20 protein-coding genes are annotated in these 19101 nt (G+C 62.2%); 9 read left to right on the top strand and 11 right to left on the bottom strand.

Translation table 11 applies throughout. From position 1 onward, the window contains the following. Positions 1-287 (bottom strand): GNAT family N-acetyltransferase (locus VNZ65_RS19395; RefSeq protein WP_325671929.1); only part of this gene is annotated, 287 nt, incomplete at its 3' end. A 151-nt stretch (positions 288-438) separates the two neighbouring features. Between VNZ65_RS19395 and VNZ65_RS19390 the strand changes: the two genes are divergently transcribed. Next, entirely contained in the window at positions 439-1032 is a 594-nt protein-coding gene (locus VNZ65_RS19390; protein WP_325671927.1) for a uracil-DNA glycosylase family protein, read from the top strand. A gap of 16 nt (positions 1033-1048) precedes the next feature. Here the strand turns inward: VNZ65_RS19390 and VNZ65_RS19385 are convergent, their stop codons facing one another. Continuing rightward, positions 1049-1930, bottom strand: coding sequence for a prohibitin family protein (locus VNZ65_RS19385; RefSeq protein ID WP_325671925.1), 882 nt, complete (start codon positions 1928-1930; stop codon positions 1049-1051). Between the two features lie 294 nt (positions 1931-2224). Here VNZ65_RS19385 and VNZ65_RS19380 point away from each other — a divergent pair, with 294 nt between their 5' ends. Genes VNZ65_RS19380 through VNZ65_RS19355 form a run of 6 tightly spaced genes read left to right on the top strand, consistent with a single transcriptional unit; the run spans position 2225 to position 7826 of the window. Then, positions 2225-3172 carry a fatty acid desaturase gene (locus VNZ65_RS19380; RefSeq protein WP_325671923.1) on the top strand — a complete coding sequence of 316 codons (948 nt, stop codon included), beginning with the start codon at positions 2225-2227 and terminating at the stop codon, positions 3170-3172. A gap of 26 nt (positions 3173-3198) precedes the next feature. Then, the gene (gene osmF, locus VNZ65_RS19375) at positions 3199-4116 is read left to right on the top strand and encodes a glycine betaine ABC transporter substrate-binding protein OsmF (protein ID WP_325671921.1); all 918 of its coding nucleotides are present in this window, start codon (positions 3199-3201) and stop codon (positions 4114-4116) included. Beyond that, entirely contained in the window at positions 4113-5333 is a 1221-nt protein-coding gene (locus tag VNZ65_RS19370; RefSeq protein ID WP_325671919.1) for an ABC transporter permease, read from the top strand. The genes osmF and VNZ65_RS19370 overlap by 4 nt, the downstream gene beginning before the upstream one ends. Beyond that, on the top strand, positions 5330-6262 hold the full coding sequence (locus tag VNZ65_RS19365; RefSeq protein WP_325671917.1) for an ABC transporter ATP-binding protein: 933 nt from the start codon (positions 5330-5332) through the stop codon (positions 6260-6262). The genes VNZ65_RS19370 and VNZ65_RS19365 overlap by 4 nt, the downstream gene beginning before the upstream one ends. After that, positions 6259-7035 (top strand): ABC transporter permease, encoded by a 777-nt coding sequence (locus VNZ65_RS19360; RefSeq protein WP_325671915.1) that lies wholly within the window; start codon positions 6259-6261, stop codon positions 7033-7035. The genes VNZ65_RS19365 and VNZ65_RS19360 overlap by 4 nt, the downstream gene beginning before the upstream one ends. Beyond that, a complete protein-coding gene (locus VNZ65_RS19355) occupies positions 7032-7826 on the top strand; it encodes a phosphate/phosphite/phosphonate ABC transporter substrate-binding protein (protein WP_325671913.1) in 795 nt (264 codons plus the stop codon). Before VNZ65_RS19360 ends, VNZ65_RS19355 begins: the two co-directional genes overlap by 4 nt. 16 nt (positions 7827-7842) lie before the next feature. On the opposite strand, the gene VNZ65_RS19350 is transcribed toward VNZ65_RS19355, so the two are convergent. The 3 genes from VNZ65_RS19350 to VNZ65_RS19340 form a co-directional block, all read right to left on the bottom strand. Next, on the bottom strand, positions 7843-9003 hold the full coding sequence (locus VNZ65_RS19350; protein WP_325671909.1) for an FAD-dependent oxidoreductase: 1161 nt from the start codon (positions 9001-9003) through the stop codon (positions 7843-7845). Between the two features lie 38 nt (positions 9004-9041). Further along, entirely contained in the window at positions 9042-9206 is a 165-nt protein-coding gene (locus VNZ65_RS19345; protein WP_325671907.1) for a rubredoxin, read from the bottom strand. 148 nt (positions 9207-9354) lie between these two features. After that, on the bottom strand, positions 9355-10449 hold the full coding sequence (locus VNZ65_RS19340; protein ID WP_325671905.1) for an aromatic ring-hydroxylating dioxygenase subunit alpha: 1095 nt from the start codon (positions 10447-10449) through the stop codon (positions 9355-9357). Between the two features lie 393 nt (positions 10450-10842). On the opposite strand from VNZ65_RS19340, the gene VNZ65_RS19335 reads away from it, so the two are divergent. Beyond that, positions 10843-11592 (top strand): glutamine amidotransferase, encoded by a 750-nt coding sequence (locus tag VNZ65_RS19335; RefSeq protein ID WP_325671903.1) that lies wholly within the window; start codon positions 10843-10845, stop codon positions 11590-11592. Positions 11593-11620: 28 nt separating this feature from the next. On the opposite strand, the gene VNZ65_RS19330 is transcribed toward VNZ65_RS19335, so the two are convergent. The 5 genes from VNZ65_RS19330 to VNZ65_RS19310 form a co-directional block, all read right to left on the bottom strand. Next, entirely contained in the window at positions 11621-11926 is a 306-nt protein-coding gene (locus tag VNZ65_RS19330; RefSeq protein WP_325671901.1) for a hypothetical protein, read from the bottom strand. Between the two features lie 82 nt (positions 11927-12008). After that, positions 12009-12749 (bottom strand): tetratricopeptide repeat protein, encoded by a 741-nt coding sequence (locus VNZ65_RS19325; protein WP_325671899.1) that lies wholly within the window; start codon positions 12747-12749, stop codon positions 12009-12011. Between the two features lie 88 nt (positions 12750-12837). Continuing rightward, the gene (locus VNZ65_RS19320) at positions 12838-14928 is read right to left on the bottom strand and encodes a bifunctional 2',3'-cyclic-nucleotide 2'-phosphodiesterase/3'-nucleotidase (RefSeq protein ID WP_325671897.1); all 2091 of its coding nucleotides are present in this window, start codon (positions 14926-14928) and stop codon (positions 12838-12840) included. A gap of 163 nt (positions 14929-15091) precedes the next feature. Next, positions 15092-15853 (bottom strand): ABC transporter permease, encoded by a 762-nt coding sequence (locus VNZ65_RS19315; RefSeq protein WP_061940753.1) that lies wholly within the window; start codon positions 15851-15853, stop codon positions 15092-15094. Between the two features lie 2 nt (positions 15854-15855). Then, positions 15856-16776: an ABC transporter ATP-binding protein gene (locus VNZ65_RS19310; protein WP_325671894.1), complete on the bottom strand. Its 921-nt coding sequence runs from the start codon at positions 16774-16776 to the stop codon at positions 15856-15858. A gap of 271 nt (positions 16777-17047) precedes the next feature. Between VNZ65_RS19310 and galE the strand changes: the two genes are divergently transcribed. Continuing rightward, a complete protein-coding gene (gene galE / locus VNZ65_RS19305; protein WP_325671892.1) occupies positions 17048-18067 on the top strand; it encodes a UDP-glucose 4-epimerase GalE in 1020 nt (339 codons plus the stop codon). Between the two features lie 26 nt (positions 18068-18093). Here galE and VNZ65_RS19300 read toward each other — a convergent pair. Continuing rightward, positions 18094-19101 (bottom strand): ABC transporter substrate-binding protein (locus tag VNZ65_RS19300; protein WP_325671890.1); only part of this gene is annotated, 1008 nt, incomplete at its 5' end.

Genomic DNA, 19101 nt, shown 5'->3' with positions numbered 1-19101 from the left:
TTGCCGCGGTGCGCCGCGGAGACGCGTACGCCTTCGATCTGCGCCCGGGTCATGCCGAGCCGCGCCAGCCCGGGTATCAAGGTGAGCTGCAGGCAGCCGATCACTTCCGCATTTTCAAGCGCCAGCAGAATGCAATTGCCGTGCTGCTTCTGGATCGCCGCAAAAGCGTCGACATAAGCCTGCGGCAAGGGTTGTTCGTAACGTTCGCGCTTGGCTCCCAGCGCATCGTCGGCCAGCAGGCGCACAACCGACGCCAGGTCCTTCTCTGTTGCATGTCTGAATTCCATTGTCCTGGCTTCCTTGTCTGATTAAGTCACTAGCGACATATTAACAAAAGGAGACCTGCACGCCGGCATTGCACAGCCAATGGCTCGCACCAGCGCGCATTGATCGCTATCGGCGCTTGCGGCCAAGGTCCGCTGGGATAGAATAACTTCCATGAATACCCGTGCATTCCGCTCCTTGCTGAAGGAAATCCATGGCTGCCAGGTCTGCGCCGGCCTCTTGCCGCTCGGCCCGCGTCCGGTGCTGCAGGCCGATCCACAGGCGCGCATCCTGATCGCCGGCCAGGCGCCCGGCAAGAAAGTCCATCTGTCCGGCATTCCGTTCGACGACGCCAGCGGCGACAGACTGCGCGCCTGGCTTGGCGTCGGGCGGGAGACCTTCTACGACGAAAAGGCGCTGGCGATCCTGCCTATGGGATTTTGCTATCCCGGCACAGGCAAAGCGGGCGACCTGCCGCCACGCCCCGAATGCGCGCCGCAATGGCGGTCCAGGATCATGGCGCAGCTGCCGCATATCGCGCTGACCCTGGTGATCGGGCAGTATGCGCTGGCGCACTACTTTCCCGGCCGCTACGCCAGCCTGACGGAGGCGGTCCAGGACTGGCCAAACCAGGCGTCGGACATCATCGTGCTGCCCCATCCCAGTCCGCGCAACAATTTATGGATCAACCGCAATCCCTGGTTTGAAAGCGCGCTGATTCCGGTTCTGCAGCAGCGCATTGCGCAAATACTGCGGCAGCCCGGATAGCAAGCAATCGGCAGCCTTATTTGCTGGTCACGAACGGAATCGGCGCCGAACCGTACATCGTGGTCGGCACGTCGCCCTTCCATTGCTTGGCCCTGACCATGTCGACCTCGATCCGGCGCAGCTCCAGCACATCCTTGTTTTGCGCCAGCGCCGCGTTCTGGATCTTCAGCGCGTCCGCCTGCGCGGTGGCGATCTTCAACTGGGAGTAAGCTTCACCGTCAGCGCTGGCGCGCATCGCCTGCGCTTCGGCTTCCGCTACCGCCACCTTCTGCTTTTGCTCCGCCTCGACAGTCTTCAGCTTGTTTTCCGCGCCGAGGCGCAGCTGTTCCTGAGTGACTTTCTCGTTGATCGCCGCCATATAGGACGGCGAGAAGGAGAAAGTCCGCATATCGATGCCGATCACCTGGGCGCCGTAGATTTTCAGCTTGTCGCGCAAGGCCGTGCTGATATCCACGCTCACCTGCGAACGGCGGGCGATCAGGTCCGGCGCGCTGTACTTCGCGGTGACGGCCTTGAATACTTCCTGGGTCGCGGTCTGCACGTAAGAGGAGAGATCGCCGTCATGGCTGTATTTTTCATACACCTCGGCGACGCTGTTGGTGGAAATCGAGTAGCGCACCGTCATGCTGACCTTGACCGGCTGGGTATCCGAAGTGCTGCCCTCGGCGTCTTCGACGTCGGCCCGTTCGGCGCGGATGCTGAAGATGGTCAGTTTCTTCCACGGCGGCAGGATCACCAGCCCTTCATTCTCGATACCGACGATCTTGCCGAACGAGGTCACCACGCCGCGGTTACCGGTCGGCACCGAACCGAATGGCCACACCCACAGCACTACTATCAACAGGCCAAATCCAATCAAACCCAACTTGATGAAACTCTTCTTTTGTAAATCAAGCATCCAATTCCCCTTGTTTGAATAAATCCACGCTGGCAGCTCCCACTGCCGAGCGATGCCATTCTTGCATGCTTTCAAGGTTTTGTCTGATGGCAATAATGAGTGGTAAAAATACAACTATAAATTTCTTTTATACAAACTGTCGACTGCGCGGCCCATCCCTCGGAAAAGGAATCCCGATGTGCAGTCAGCGGTTTTTACGTAGCGCCAGGATTCGCATATGGATGCTCAAAATGATTCGTTCAGTTAGCACTGAGGCGCGCTATATATTGGCGGAAAATCAATTGAGAGCCGCCCATGCCATCTACATCCCGCACGCCCTCAATCCCGTCTTTCGACCGCCGGACCGAGGAACAGCGCTTCCATATCGCGAAAGCGGGCTGGTGGTCGCGCCTGGAATTGCCGACCTGGGGCCTGATCGCCGCCATCTACGGCGGCTGGCTGGCTTGCGTGCTGCATTGGCAGGCGCTGGGACCGTGGCTGGGAACGCCTTTGCTGATTGTGCTGAGCGCCTGGTACATGTCGCTGCAGCATGAGCTGATACACGGCCACCCTACCCGCAACGCCCGTTTCAACGCCCTGTTCGGCCAATTGCCGCTGGCCGTGTGGTATCCCTATACGGTCTATCGCGACAGCCACCTTGCGCACCACAATAGCGAGACCCTGACCCTGCCCGGCATCGATCCGGAAACCTACTACGTATCCAAGGCAGACGCCGGCGCCAACGGTGCGCGCTTGCGCCGCTTCCGCAACACTTCCGGCGGCCGCCTGCTGATCGGTCCGGCGCTCGCCTGGTCGCACACGGTTCGCACGGCATGGCAGACGCGCGACCGCAAAACCCTGCGGGCCTGGGGTGGCCACGCTGTGCTGCTGGCCGGCATGCTGGCCCTGCTGCAGCGTGCCGGAATATCGCCCCTGTATTACATATTGGCGATCGCCTATCCGGCGCTGAGCCTGACCATGGTGCGCTCCCTGTTCGAGCACCGGGCGGTAGAATCCGAGCATGGGCGCTCGGTCATAAACGAAGCTGCCTGGCCTTGGCGCCTCTTATTCCTGAATCTGAATTATCATTTGGTACATCACCTTCATCCCGGACTGCCATGGTTCCATCTGCGGCTGGCCTACCTGGCCAAGCGCGAGAACTACCTGGAGCGGTCGGATGGGTTCGTGGAACGCGGTTATCTCCGCCTGCTGTGGCGCTATCGCAGCACCCCTGTGATTACCGATGTTCATCCTTTTGCCTGAGCCAGTATGACAACCTTGACGTCCACATGAATCTTTCTCTCCGCCAGCTGACCATCCTATTCTTCTTTACTCTGTTCACTTCCATTGCGCAGGCGGCCGAGCCGATCCGCGTAGGCTCCAAGATCGATACCGAAGGCGCATTGCTCGGCAACGTCATCCAGCTGGTGCTGGAAGCCAACGGTATCAAGACCGTCAACCGGCAGCAGCTCGGCACCACCAAGGTGGTGCGCGGCGCACTGCTGGCCGGCGGCATCGATATCTATCCGGAATACACCGGCAACGGCGCCTTCTTCTTTGCCGACGGCAGCAACCCGGCCTGGAAAAACGCTAGCGCCGGCTATCAGCTGGTGAAAAAGCTGGATGCCGACAAGAACCACGTGATATGGCTGACGCCCTCGCCGGCCAACAACACCTGGCTGATCGCAATCCGCCAGGAAATCGCCCAAGCCAACAAGCTCAAGACCATGACCGACCTCGGCCGTTGGATCAGCCAGGGCGGCAAGATCAAGCTGGCTGCCTCGGCCGAATTCATCGAGCGCCCGGACGCCTTGCCGGCGTTTGAAGGCGCTTACGGCTTCAAGCTGAAACAGGACCAGCTGCTGACCCTGGCCGGCGGCGACACTGCCGCCACCATCAAGGCCGCCGCGGAACAGACCTCCGGCGTCAACGCCGCCATGGTGTACGGCACCGACGGTGCGGTGGCGGCCCTCGGCCTCGTGACGCTGGATGACGTCAAGTCAGTGCAGCCGGTCTACGCGCCGGCGCCGGTAATCCGCAGCGACGCGCTGGCCAGGGAACCCAGGATTGCCGCCTTGCTGCAGCCGGTATTCAACTCGCTGGATAGCGTGACCCTGCAAAAACTCAACGCCGGCATCGCCATCGAAGGCCGCGACGCGCGCAAGGTCGCCGCCGACTATCTGCGCAGCAAAGGCTTTATTAAATGACGGCAGAGCGCCTGGTGACCCCGCCGCAGCGGTCCGGCGCACTGGCTCCGCTCTCGATCAGACTGCAAAATCCGGTACACCTGCTGCTGCTGGCGGTGGCCGTCCTCGCCGCCGCCGGCTTGCCGCTGCTCACGTTTGCTCCGAACCGGCTGCTCAGCGGTCATGGCATCTCTCTGTACGAATTGTTCGGCCACGCCAGCTCATACTGGCTGCTGGCGATCCCAGCCTTGCCGCTGCTAACCGCGCCGTGGCTGCGTCCGAGTCGTGTCAGCCGGCTATTGCTGATAGTCGCGGCTGCCCTGCTGAGCTGCGGCTTGCTGGCGCTGGCCGGGCAGGAAGCCGCTGTACGCAGCGGTGCCGAAGGCTCGCTGGCGCGCGTTTCGTTCGGCGGCGCATTCTGGCTGCTGGCGCTGGTCGCCTGGCTGCAGCTGGCCGAGGCCTTGCGCGGCCTGCAGCTCTCCGTCCCGATCCAGGTCGCGGTGGTGGCGCTAGCCTCATTGCCGGCACTCGGGCTGCTGCTGAGCGGCCAGCCGGACAGCCTGTCGCTGCTGAAGGAGTATCACAACCATCTGGACAGCTTCGACCAGGCGCTGCTGCGGCATCTGCAGCTGGTGCTGTTTTCGGTATTGCCTGCGGTGGTTATCGGCACCAGTTGCGGCGCCCTGGCCTTCCGCGGCCAGCGCCTGCGCAAGCTGCTGTTTCCGCTGCTGAACGTGATCCAGACGATTCCCTCGATTGCCTTGTTCGGCTTGCTGATCGGTCCCCTGACCCTGCTTGGCCTGCTGCTGCCGCGCAGCGGCATCAGCGGCATCGGCATGGCGCCGGCCTTGCTGGCGCTGATACTCTACTCGCTGCTGCCGATGACCCGCAGCGCCGTGGCGGGACTGGAGCAGGTGCCCGCCGCGGTACGCGAAGCGGCGCGCGGCATCGGCATGTCTGCCTCGCAGATCTTTTTCCAGGTCGAACTGCCGCTGGCGCTGCCGGTATTCCTTAACGGCGTACGGGTCACCACCGTGCAGGCCGTAGGGCTGGTGGAAGTGGCCGCGCTGATCGGCGCCGGCGGCTTCGGCACCCTGATGTTCCAGGGCATGGCCAGCAGTGCGCTGGACCTGGTGCTGCTGGGGGTGATCCCGGTGGTGCTGCTGGCGATCTGCGTCGATGCCGCGTTCAAGGTGGCGATTGCATTGCTCACCAGGAAAATTCAGGAAAATCAATGATTGAAATCGAGAATATCAGCAAGTCGTTCGACGACCGCCCCGCGCTCAGCGACGTCTCGCTGAGCATCAAGGCCGGCGAGCTGGCGGTGCTGATCGGCAGCTCAGGTTCCGGCAAGTCGACCCTGCTGAAGCTGTTCAATCGCCTGCTCGAGCCGGACAGCGGCAATATCCGCCTGCTGGGCAACGATATCGCCGGCTATTCGCCGGAACAGCTGCGGCGCCGCATCGGTTATGCGATCCAGTCGGTCGGCCTGTTTCCGCACTGGACCGTGGAACAGAACATCGGCGCCGTGCCGACCCTGCTGAATTGGCCCAAGGCGCGCATCCGGCAGCGCGTCGACGAACTGTTGACCCTGCTGCACCTGGCGCCCGACACCTTCCGGGGCCGCTATCCGCACCAGCTGTCCGGCGGCCAGCAGCAAAGGGTGGGCGTGGCGCGCGCGCTGGCGGCCGATCCCGAAGTGCTGCTGATGGATGAGCCGTTCGGCGCGCTCGATCCGGTCACCCGCAGCAGCTTGCAGCAGGAGCTTGCCAGTATCCACGCCAGTTCCGGCAAGACCATCGTCCTGGTCACCCACGATATCGATGAAGCGCTGGCGCTGGGCGAACGGATCATCCTGCTGGACCATGGCCGCATCGTCCAGCAGGGGCAGCCGCGCGATTTCCTGCTGGCGCCCGCCAGCGAACTGGTGCGCGACTTCGTCGGCCAGAGCGATGTCGGCGTACGCCTGCTCGGGCTGGACAAGATCGCCACCCGGGTGCGCGCCGAAGCGCCGATTCCGGGGGAGCCGCTGCGCAGCGACGACACCCTGCGGGAGGCGCTGTCCGCTTTCATCACACGCAAGGTGTACAGCCTGCCGGTAGTCGATCAGCACGGGCAGCCGGCCGGCGTGCTGCATTTTGCCGATTTGCTGGCGGAGCGGACATGAAACGCCCAGGCAGCTTCGTGCATCGCTATCGCGGGCTGGTCATCAGCAGCCTGTTGCTGGCCGGCCTGATCTTCGGCATGCCGCTGGCGGGACCGCTGTTCAACACTGTGTTTCCGGAGCTGGAACGTCCCATCTATCTGCAGGACTCGTTTCTCACCCTGGTGCTGGCGCATTTGCGCATAGTCGCCATCTCAGGCGGCATTGCTGTGCTGGGCGGCGTCGGCGCCGGCTTGCTGGTGACGCGGCCGGCCGGCAAGGCCTTCCGCTCGCTGCTGGAAACGGTATTGGCCATCAGCCAGTCGTTTCCGCCGGTGGCGGTGCTGGCGGTGGCCGTGCCGCTGGTCGGCTTTGGCGAAACGCCGGCCCTGATCGCGCTGGTGATGTACGGCATCCTGCCGGTGGCGCAAGGCGCGCTCACCGGCTTGTCTTCCGTCCCGCAGCCGGTGCTGGAAGTGGCGCGCGGGATCGGCATGAGCCGCCGCCAGATCCTGTGGCGGGTCGAACTGCCGCTGGCGGCGCCGGTGATACTGGCAGGCGTGCGCACCTCGATCGTGATCAATATCGGCACCGCCGCGGTAGCCTCGACGGTCGGCGCGAAAACCCTGGGCTTGCCGATCATTGTCGGCCTCAGCGGCTTCAATACTGCCTACGTGATCCAGGGTGCGCTGCTGGTCGGCCTGCTGGCGATCGTGGCCGACCAGCTGTTTGAATTGCTGGCGCGCCGCTGGACGCCGCGTTCCGGCGCGGCTTTGCAAGAGCAGGCGCAAGCATGATCTGCGCCCTGCCGATGTATCCGTTTCCGGCAGATAGCCTGCGAACGTTCTGGGCCGCCTTGCGCGCCAGCTTGCAGCAGGCAGGCATCGACGGCCTGCCGCAGGAGCTGGCGCAGCCTGACGACTTGCCTGAGCACTGGCAGCGTCACGATCTGCTGCTGAGCCAGGCGTGCGGCTATCCGGTTTCTACCCTGCTGCGCGGCAAGATGCAGGTGGTCGGGGCGTTTCATTTCGATGTACCCGGCTGCCAACTGAGTGCTTACAGCAGCGTCTTGCTGGTACGCAAAGACGAGCGGCGCACGTCCTTGCCTGAGTATCACGACACCGTCGCCGTCTGCAACGAACGGCATTCGCAATCCGGCTTTCATGCATTGCGCACCGCGGTGGCGCCGCTGGCGCGCGACGGCCGCTTCTTTTCCCAGGTGCGCTTCAGCGGCGCGCATCGCCGCTCGGCGCAGATGGTCGCCGCTGGCGCGGCCGACATCGCCGCCCTCGATTGCGTCAGCGCTTTCCTGCTGCGGCAGCAGGAACCCGCCGTTTTCGACAGGCTTGCCGCCATCGGCTTTACCGAACCCATGCCCGGCCTGCCGCTGATTACCGCGCTGGGCACGTCTGCAACGGTATTGGCGCAACTACGGCAGGCCCTAAGCGTATGCTGCCAGGCGCCGGAACTGCGCACTAGCCTGGAAACCATGCGCATCACCGGCTTCTCCATCCTCGATGAAAGCGACTACCGCATCTGCGCGGCCAGGGCCGAACAAAACACCAAAGACGGCCTGGCCGACTGGTAGCCAGCCTGCCGCCGCTTCAAGGCCGCCAGGGTTCCAGGGTTTTCAGCATGACGCCCTTTTCCTTGACGCAGTCGCCCAGCAAGGCAAAGCCGCATACTTCTTCCTGCTGGTTGGTGTACACCGCGCGCATGCCGGTGACGATGCCCTCTGCCCGCCAGGCTTCCGCCGGTTCCCAGCGGCCGTCCGACAACAGCGGCGGCACGATCACGGCCGGCAGCGCCGGCGTTTTCACCACCACCGGCATGGCGGGGTACACCACGCGGGTCGGCTCGCCGTTGAGTGTTTTGGCCAGTGCCCGCGCTGCCTGCATGATCGGCATGACGTACGGCAGCAGCAAACCGTCCACTTCCGCGCAATCGCCCAAGGCATACACCTGTTCCGCGCTGGTGTAGAGCCAGGCGTTGGTGACGATTCCGCGGTCGACGAACAGCCCGGCCTTGCGCGCCAGTTCCAGCCGTGGCGCCAGTCCGACCGCCGCCACTACCCGTTCGACCTCCAGGGTTTCGCCGTCCGCCATGTGCAAGGTGTAGCCAGCGCCGCGCCGGGTGATGGCCTGCGGCGTCTTACCCAGATGGAGCGCTACCCCGAGTCCGGCCAAGGCGTTGGCCATGGCTTGCCCGGCCTGCTGCGGCAGCAGGCGGCTCAGCGGCCATGCGGCCGGATCGACCAGCGCTACCTCGAACTGCGCGTTGGCCAGGTCGTTGGCGAATTCGCAGCCGATCAGGCCGGCGCCGAGGATGGCGACGCGGCGGATGCCGTTCAGGGCCTGGCGGAAACGGCCGTAATCGGCCAGGTCGTTGACCGTCATGACGTCGGCGGCGCCGTCGCCGTCCAGCTTGAGCTGGCGCTGGTCTGCTCCCACAGCCAATACCAGCGCACTATAGGACAGGCGCTGCCCGGTCACGGTAATGCTGCGGCTATTCGGTTCAATCGCTTCGACTTCGATGTGGCTGAGAATGGTGGCATCCAGCTGTTCGGCCATTTGCTGTGCTGTGAAATTGACCAGCCCGGCCATGTCTTTGCCCTGTTGAAAAGCATTCGACAGCATGGGCTTGGCATAAAAACTGCCGCAATCGCGGCTGACGATGGTGAGCGGCGTTTGCCGGTTCAGCTTGCGGAACTCGCGCGCCACGGTATAACCGGCCATGCCGCTGCCGATGATGATGATTGGTGCCATGATGAAACCTCTTGGTTGATGGGGGACGATGGGACTGTCTAGACCGGCGCCATCTCGAATTCTGCTTTGGCGACGCCGCAGTCAGGACAGAACCATGTGTCCGGGACGTCTTCCCAGCTGGTCCCCGGCGCGATGCCGTGCTCCGGCATGCCTTCGGCTTCGTCGTACTGGAAGCCGCACACTACACATTCCCATTTGCGCATATTGTTCTCTTCGATATAACGTTGGTTCTTGCCGTGATCCGGATTGCCGCGGCGCCATGCAGCCGCTCTCGGCACCTGGCCAGGGCGATGAGAGACGGCGTCTGCACGGCGCCGGCGGCGATCTTGCCTACACGGAGTTGCGGGAGACTTAGCCTGAATAGGCGCTGCCGAGGCCAAGCAGGCTCATGGCGCGGCGATAGGCGCCCGAAGAACGGTCAGCCAGGATATGCGCCTCGACGCCCCTATCCAGCGGCAGGTCGTCGGGCCGCTGGGTTTCCACGATCGCTCGGTCTTCTTCGAAAATCTGGCGGTTGAAGTCGTACACCTCTTGCAAGGGCTGGTCCTTGTCGAAGTTGCGCGTGATCGGAACGAACAGGCGCGTCGAGCGCGCCGATACAGGACTGGCGGCGTTCAGGATCGACAGCACGCCGCCTTCGGGGAAATCGACCGTCAGGCTGGCGGTAAACGGCAGTTCGATATTGAACACGCGGCGCCACTGATAATCCAGCGGCGCGCGGTGCTGCATGCGCTTGGGAAAATTGCTGACCGTGCTGATGTATTCGGCGTGCATGCCTCTCTCGGTGCGCTCGGCGGCATATTGCGGCACAAAGGGATTGTTGCGGTCGGCGAAGGTCGCTTCATGGATCCAGGCGAAATGGGCGACGTCGATGAAGCCCTCGACCTGCCGTCCGGCAGAAGCGGCGATATCGATCGACGGCGGCAGGATCTGCTGGAAAGCCGGATCATCCCAGGCCGGGAATTCCGGGAAGGCTTCGTGGCCGCCGCCGAGCGAGGTCCAGATCAGGCCGTAGCGCTCTTGCGCCGGATACATGCAGATCTTCAGGCGCTCGGAAATATGGCCGTCGGGCTGCGACGGGATATGGCGGCATTTGCCGTCCGGCCCGTAGCGCAGTCCGTGATACGGGCAGACGATGTTTCCGCCCTCGACCCAGCCCAGGCTCAGGGGCACGCCGCGATGCGCGCACATATCCTTGGCGATCACCACCCTGCCCTCGGCGCGGTAGGCAACCAGGCGCTCGTCCAGCAGGCGCACGGCGATCGGCTTGTCGGTCAGGTCAGAGGAAAAGGCGACGGGATACCAGAATTTGCTGAGGATTTTCCAGTCTTCCGGGTGGAAGGTGCTGTCGCGCGGCGGGCTGATGTCGGGCGCGCTGTGTTGTTCACGTTGCTGAGCTTGCTGGCGTTGCTGGTATTGCGATCCGGTTGCTATAGAAATAGGCACATATGACATCAATTCTCCAAGTTAATTTATAGCGCGCCCATGAGGCAAGCTGCAAATTCCCCATAGGGGCAAACGCTGATTATGGTTTTCCTGCCAAGATACGCTTGCGGCCGGCCAGCGCCACTGCGCCGCAAGCCAAGGAAAGAATAGGCGCTAAATCCTGGCTTCGCTATATTCTTTGGTATATAGAGAAGATGCGAACGCCGGATAGGCCAAAGCGACAGGGATGTGCGCAAACTCGCCGGCGCCGTGCCTGCGGATTCCGGTCCGCCCTATGACGGCATCGTTGTATACGCTAAAATATAGCGAATCTGTCATCGTCGGCTGCGGCAAAGCGCCGCAGCGCCGGACAAGAGCCATTTGCAAAAATGTTAAAGAAAGCCTGAAAGCGCCATGAAAACCGCACTCGTGCTCAGGCACGTTTCATTTGAAGACCTGGGGCAGCTGGCGCCCCTATTGAGCCAGCGCGGCTTCGACGTCAGCTATTTCGAGGTCGGCGTCGCTTCGTTCGCCACCACCTCGCCGCTGAATCCAGACCTGGTGATCGTGCTCGGCGGCCCGGTCTCGGTCTACGATTTCAAGACCTACCCGTATATGAACACCGAGGTGGCGTGGCTGCGCGCGCGCATGCTGGAAGACCTGCCGACGCTCGGCATTTGCCTAGGCGCGCAACTGATGGCGGCGGCCCTGCATGCGCGGGTCTACCCGGGCACGGCCGGCAAGGAAATCGGCTGGGAGCATTTGAGCGCAGGCGAAGATGCGGATGAGCGCCCTTATATCCGCAAACTGATAGGCGCCGGGATCAGGATGCTGCACTGGCACGGCGACACTTTCGACCTGCCCAAGGGCGCGAAGCACCTTGCCGCCAGCGGCCGCTATCGCAACCAGGCGTTCGCCTGGGGCCGCAACTGCCTGGCCTTGCAGTTTCATCCCGAGTTCGATATCCGCATGATCGAGCGCTGGCTGATCGGCCATGCGCACGAACTGGCCCATACGCAGGATATCGACCCCGCACGCTTGCGCGCCGACACCGAACAGTTCGGCCCCGGCTTTGAAGATGCATCGGCTGCGTTCTGGACCGCCTGGCTTAACAGCATCCAGCAGAAAACCATGCCGGCGCCGCTGGCCGCTGTCGGCAGCTAGGCAAACAGGCTCTGGCTGGCTTATTGAGTCAGCCGTTTTCCAGCAGGCGCTGCAGGGCGCGGCGGACGGCTTCGGCATGGCTGATGCCGGCCGCCTTCTGTTTTTCTTGCCGGATCAGGCGTTCCGCCTGCTTGCGGTCACCGCCGCAGGCCCGCAGCAGTGCGCTGGTGCGGTCGGCGCCAGCCTTGCTGCTGACCAGGCTGCGCGTGATCGAGGTGACGTCATGGTGGGCGGCATTGTCGCCCTGTCTCTTCCTGTAGACGTAATAACAGCCGCTCAGGGCCATGATTATCACGGCCACCGCGATCGCGACTCCTGCTGCTGATAGTTCCATGCCGTCCCCTGCCGTTTTTATAGTTATCGGCAGCAGCGGTCGATTTGTTTAGCGGCATGCGGACCCTGCCGCAGGCGCTGAATTATTGCGCCTTGTCCCAGTGCATGCGCCGTTCTTCAGTCGCTTCCTTGAGCAAATGATAGGAACGCTCAGGATTTTTCTCTGCATTTGGACTGCTGCCATCCATGGCCAGCGCCAGCGACTGCAGCGCCGGCGGAAAATCGCCCTGCGCGGATTTTTCCAGCCAGCTGTGCGCCAGCGCCAGGTCCTGGGCGACGCCGTCGCCTGAGGCATAGGCGTTGGAAAGCAGGAACATGGCTTGGGCGCTGCCGTGGGCGCTGGCTTGCTGCAGCCATGCCACGGACTGTTTCACGTCTTGCGGCATGCCTTCGCCGTACTTGGCCATTCGCGACAGCATCAAGGCCGCTCTTTCGTCATCCTGCGCCGCTGCCTTTCCATACCATTGCGCTGCCAGCACAGGATCTTTGCCGAGGCCCAGCTTGCCGTTGTAGTAGGCGCCGGCGAGGACAAAAGCAGCTTCTTTATCCCCGCCCCGGGCCGCCTTGATCAGCCAGAAAGCCGCATCCTTCTCGCTGGCTGCCTGGTCTTCGTAGGCCAGGGCCAGTTCGCGTTGGGCGATAGGCGAGCCACGCTCTGCCCAGGCTTGCAACTGATCGACAGCAGATGCCTGCCGGCCCTGCCTGGCCAGCACGCCCAGGCTTTCCAGCTGCGCGCTGCCCGGCATGGCCGGCGGCCGGTCGCCGCAGGCGGCAAGCAGCAATCCGAACACCAGCGCCGCCGGCAGATGGGAATATGTTTTCATCTTTATCAAACAAGACAAGCCCCGCGTAACGGGGCTTGGTAGATCGGACATGTCGGCCGACCTCGCCGGCCGCGCTTATTTACTCAGCTTATTTACTCAAATCAATCGCGTACTTGGAAAAACCGCTGGGATCCAGCGCACCCTCGGCAGCGACGCGGCTAAGGCCGAGCGCTTGCGCCACCGCCAGCTTGCCGGGGGTCGACCGCAGGATCACCGGTCCCTTGGTGGCTACCTTGACAAAGCTCCAGCTCTGGCCGCTGCCGTTATTCGCTTGCGTGACCTTGCCCAGTTTTTGCAGATAGCTGCTGACCACGGCCTGGCTGGCATCGGGCGACTTGATGATGGTCTTGCTGCCGTCGATGCCAGGGAAGTTGCCGCCGCCACCGGCGCGATAGTCATTGGTGGCGACGATGAAGTCATCGCTGGCGGCAACCGGCTTGCCCTGGTAAGCCAGGTTGACGATGCGGCTGCCGACCGGCTGGGTGACGTCGATCTGGTATTGCATCGCATTGCCTTCGGCATAGAACACGTCGTAATTGTAGATGGTCGAGTATGACGGCACCAGGTCTTGCTCCGCAGTGGCGTTGGGATCGATCTTGCCGAACTGCGAGGCCGAGGTTTCCAGCCAGTTCTTGAGGTCGGAACCCTTGATTTTCACTGCCTGGAGATTGTTGTTGCTATACAGGTAGAGATCGCCCGGATTGCGCACCTGCAGGGAGAAAGGACTCGCCTTGGATGCATTCGGCGCGACATCGGTGAAATCCGACGGGCCGTTGCGGCCCGCCTTGAACGGCGCGCTGCAAGAGATCACCGGGATGTTCTTGTAGCTGGAGAGCGTCGCGTCGGTAGAATTTGCGATGAAATTCTTGACGTAGTCGATCTGCGCCTGGTTGACGATCTGGATCGCGCCGACATCGCCTGCCAGCGAGAAGTAAGACGACATTTCGAAGTCAGTGGTGGTGCCGAGCGGTTGCTGGGCATAAGCGATGGTCGCCTTGTGCTCGCTGTCGACCAGCGTCGCAATGGCAGGATCGGCCGCCACGCTGGTGACGCCATCGGTGTATTTGAAGCCGCGCGCCTCGACCGTGGTCAGCGGCTTCTGAATCACCCATTTACCGCCAGTGAATTTCAAAGTCAGCTGGATGATGCCGAGACGCCGGCCCCAGCTCTGCGCCATCACGGTCGGCACATTGTTGACGAAGCCGTTCTTGCTGTCGACAATATTGGCCGGCAAGGCTGCCAGCGAGGCATCCAGCGCCGGCGCCTTGGCCTCCTTGGCGGCCGGGAAAATCAAGTGCGAGTGGCCGACCAGCAGCGCATCGATGCCGGTGGTCGAGAGATACAAGCTGCCGTTTTCCATCTTCGGGCTGTAAGGCGAGGCATCCAGGCCGCCATGCGACAGCGCCACCACCACATCGGCGCCGGCGCTGCGCAATTGCGGCACGTACTGGTTGGCGCTTTCCTGGACGCCGTTGACATATACCTTGCCGGCCAGGTTTTTCTGGTCCCAGTCCATGATCTGCGGCGGCACGAAGCCCAGAATGCCGACTTTCAGCGGCACCTGGATGCTCTTGCCATCCGGCGTGGTGGCCGCGAACTGCTTGGGAATCACTGCATAGGGATTGAAAATCGGCTTCTGGCTGGCGACGCTGTTGACGTTAGACAGCACCAGCGGGAAAGCCGGTGCGCCGCAGGTGCCTGCCGGTTTGGCGACGCCAGTGACGCCGAAATCGGAATTGGTGATCTGGCTGAGGAATCCCAGGCCGTAATTGAATTCGTGGTTGCCGATGCCGCCGCCATCGTACTTGAGGGCGTTCATCGCCTTGTGCACCGCCAGCGTGCCGTTGCAGCCGACCGGCGTGGCCTGGGCCTGGTAATCGCCCAGCAAAGTGCCCTGGATGACGTCGCCGTCGTCGAACAGCACGTTGTTCGGGTTTTCGGCACGGGCACCCTGGATCAGGGTCGACGTGCGGTCCAGGCCGAGGGTAGCGTCAGGCGTCAGCGCGTAGTAGTTATAGCCCAGCACATTGGAATGGATATCGGTGGTTTCAAGGATCGCCATCTTGAGTACGCTGCCCTCAGGCGTCTGCTGCGTCAGAGGGGTGGAACTGCTGCCGCAGGCAGCCACGGTCATTGCGGCAATGGCGGCCAGGGCCGGCCTGCCAATATTCTTGATCATCAAACAGTCTCCGGAAAATAGAACGCGCCTTGGATGGCGCGTTCGTCATGTGGGGTGCGTAACCCTGGCTTATGTAACGGCCGGGTAACGCAATGTCGGGATTATGTATCCCAAATATGACCCCATCATGAATCCGTCTGGCAATTTTCTTAACTCTTGATTCTTAACCCTTGAGGCGGTAGCCGGTCTTGAAGATCCACCACAGCGCCGCCATGCACAGCGCCAGGAAGGCCAGCGCCATGCCGGCGCTGATCAGGACGTTGACGTCCGAAACGCCGTAGAAGCTCCAGCGGAAGCCGCTGATCAGGTACACCACCGGATTGAACAAGGCAATCTTTTGCCAGAACGGCGGCAGCATGTTGATCGAATAGAAGCTGCCGCCCAGGAAGGACAGCGGCGTGACGATCATCAGCGGAATCAGCTGCAGCTTTTCAAAGCCGTCGGCCCAGATCCCGATGATGAAGCCGAACAGGCTGAAGGTGACGGCGATCAGCACCAGGAAGGCGATCATCCACCAGGGATGCGCAATCTCGAAAGAAATGAAGACCCGCGCCGTGGCCAGGATCAGCAGGCCGAGGATCACCGATTTGGTGGCGGCGGCGCCGACATAGCCGCCGACGATTTCGACGCTGGAGATAGGCGCGGACAAGACTTCATAGATAGTGCCGGAAAATTTCGGCATATAGATGCCGAACGAGGCATTCGCCGTGCTTTGCGTCATCAGCGACATGATGATCAGGCCGGGAATGATGAAAGCGCCATAGCTGACGCCGTTGATGCTGACCATGTGCGAGCCGATGGCGGCGCCGAACACGACGAAATACAGGGCGGTGGAAATCACCGGCGAAGCGATGCTCTGCATCAGCGTGCGCCCGGTGCGCGCCATCTCGAACATATAGATTGCGCGGATAGAGTGCAGGTTCATGTTTATGCTTTCACCAGGTTGACGAAAATTTCTTCCAGCGAGCTTTGGCTGGACTGCAAGTCCTTGAAATCGATGCCATGCTCGCTCAGCTGGCGCAGCAGGCCGGCGATGCCGGTCTGCTCGCTTTGGGCGTCAAAGGTATAGATCAGCTCGTTGCCGTCGGCCGAAAGCTCCAGCTGGTTGCCCCCTAGCCCATCGGGAATGCTGGACAGCGGCCGCTGCAGGTGCAGCTTCAGCTGCTTCTTGCCGAGCTTTGCCATCAGCACCGCCTTGTCTTCCACCAGGATGATCTCGCCCTTGCGGATGACGCCGATGCGGTCGGCCATTTCCTCGGCTTCTTCGATATAGTGGGTAGTCAGGATGATGGTGACGCCGTTCTCGCGCAGGCCGCGGACCATTTCCCACATGTCGCGCCGCAGCTCGACGTCGACGCCGGCGGTAGGCTCGTCCAGGAACAGGATCTGCGGCTCGTGCGAGAGCGCCTTGGCGATCATCACGCGCCGCTTCATGCCGCCGGACAGGGTACGGATCTTGGCATCCTTCTTGTCCCACAACGACAAATCGCGCAAGATTTTCTCTATATGCGCCGGATGCGGGGCCTTGCCGAACAGGCCGCGGCTGAACGTCACCGTGGCCCACACGCTTTCAAAGGCATCGGTGGAAAGTTCCTGCGGCACCAGGCCGATGCGCGAGCGCGCCGCCTTGTAGTCACGCACGACGTCATGGCCATCCGCCAGGACATGGCCCTGGCTGGGGTTGACGATGCCGCAGATGATGTTGATCAGGGTGGTCTTGCCGGCGCCGTTAGGCCCCAGCAGCGCGAAGATCTCGCCGCGCCGTATCTCCAGGTTGATGCCTTTTAACGCACTGTGCCCAGATGCGTAGGTCTTGGTCAGGTTGTTGACTGAAATGATGGATTGCACTCGGCTTCCTTCTAAAAATCCGGATTGTCATGCATTCTAAAGGGGCTTTGCATTTGCTGCTGGCGGCGAGCCAGATCAGCGGGGATATCCCGCTTTAGCCGATTTTCTGCCGCCGCAGCCGGCTGGCACGGCAAATAATTGACTAACTGGCATTGCCCGCGGGATGCCAGGAAGATTATTTCGCGCGTTTCGGCAGGCCGCGATTGCCCGCATTCAAAAAACTACTTACTCTCTGTGCCTGGATCCATTTTTACTTTGCCTTAAAGACAATATGAACGCAGCTATCTTGCTCACCGGCGCGACCGGCTATATCGGCTCCCATACCTGGGTTGAGCTGCTGGAGGCCGGTCATCAGGTGGTCGGCGTCGACAACCTGGCCAACAGCAGCCCGCTGGTGCTCGACCGCATCAAGAAAATCACCGGCAAGACGCCGCTTTTCGTGCACGCGGATCTGTGCGACCGCGCCAGTACCGAACGCTTGTTCCAGGATTACCGGATCGGCGCCACCATCCATTTCGCCGCGTTGAAATCGATCGGGGAATCCGTTGCCAAGCCGCTCGAATACTATGCCAACAACCTGAACAGCTTGCTGACGCTGTGTACTGCGATGCGCGATGCCGGCGTCCAGAACATGGTTTTCAGTTCATCGGCATCGGTGTATGGCGATCCGGCCACGCTGCCGATCCTGGAGCACTTTCCCCTGTCGGCCTCGAATCCTTATGGCCAGACCAAACTGATCGGCGAGCAGATACTGCGCGACCTGGAACAGTCGGACCCGCGCTGGAAGATCGCCTATCTGCGCTATTTCAATCCGGTAGGCGCGCACAAGAGCGGCCTGATCGGTGAAGACTCGCGCGGCAATCCGGATAACCTGATGCCCTATATCGCCCGGGTCGCAGCCAGGCGCAGCACCAGTTTGCCTGTATTCGGCGGCGATTACCCGACCGCCGACGGCACCGGCGTGCGCGACTATATCCATGTGGTCGACCTCGCCAAGGCACACCTGGCGGCGCTCGATTATCTGCAGGAGAAACAGCAGAGCCTGACTGCGAATATCGGCAGCGGCCGCGGCTATAGCGTGCTGGAAGTGATTGCCGCCTACGAAAAAGCCAGCGGCCAGCAGGTGCCTTACGACATGGCGCCGCGCCGTCCGGACGATATTGCATCGTGCTATGCGGATCCCGGCCTGGCGGCCGAACTGCTAGGCTGGCGTGCGAAGGAAAACCTGGAGTCGATCTGCAGCGATTCCTGGCGCTGGCAGTCGCAGAATCCTGCCGGCTTCGCCGATTGAAGCGGCTTGCCGAGCAGCCGCCGGCATCAGTGCAGAATGGCGCCGCGCTTGCCGACCATGATCATTTCGACAAATGTCGAACCGTCGTGATTGTCCGGTGAATACGACACCCTGACGCCGCCCAGGTCGTAGTCGCGGATCGTCTCCAGCGCGGCAATCAGCTTCGGCCTGGTGGGGTTGGGGCCGGCCCGGCGCAAGCCTTCGGTCAGCAGCTTGGCCGCCACGAAGCCCTCGAACGTCGAGTAGGAAATGGGCGGCGGCTTGGCCATGCCCTTCAGCACGCTCTGGAATTCGCGGGTGGCGGCCGCGGCAAAGTCTTTGGGGTAAGGCATCACCTGCATGACGCTGACCCCGCGGCCGTCGTCGCCCAGCGATTCAAAGAAGGTCTCGGAACTGACGTTGGAGAGCATCATGAAGCTTGGATGCGCACCCTTCTTGTGCATCTGCTTGACGAAGTCGGCGCAGGCTGACGGCGTGCACGCCATCAGGACTGCCTGCGGATTGGCGGCGGCAATCGCGCTGACTGCCGGTTCCACCTTCAAATCCTTGCGGTCGTAGCTGGCAGTCACCAGCGCGCTCAGCTTATGCGCCGCCAGGTTGCGCTGGAAGCCCGCCAGGCCATCCTTGCCGAAGCTGTCGTCCTGGTACAGGATCGCCACCTTGCGGATGCCGAGCGAACCGAACAGCTCGATCATTTTCGCGGTCTCCGCCTGGTAGCTGGCGCGCAGATTGAACAAATAGGGGTTGAACGGCTGGTGCAGGCTCTGGCCGCCTGAAAACGGCGCGATCAGCGGCGCCTTCTCGCTCAGCAGCAGCGGCAGCACGGCTTCCACCGTCGGCGTGCTGCGATAGCCGAACAGCGCCAGCGCGTTATCTTCTTTCAGCAGCTTCTCGGTATTCAGCCTGGTGGTTTCCGGCTTGCGCTGGTCGTCATAAGACTTCAGTTCGATTTTGCGGCCATAGATGCCGCCCTGGGCGTTGACCCACGCGAAATAGGCCAGCGCGCCCTCCATGTTTTCCTTGCCGGTGGCTTC

This window comes from Collimonas sp., from assembly GCF_035566555.1.
Classification (GTDB): Bacteria; Pseudomonadota; Gammaproteobacteria; order Burkholderiales; family Burkholderiaceae_D; genus Collimonas.
The sequence above is the reverse complement of the archived record's forward strand: the minus strand, read 5'-3'. Positions and strand labels throughout refer to the sequence as shown.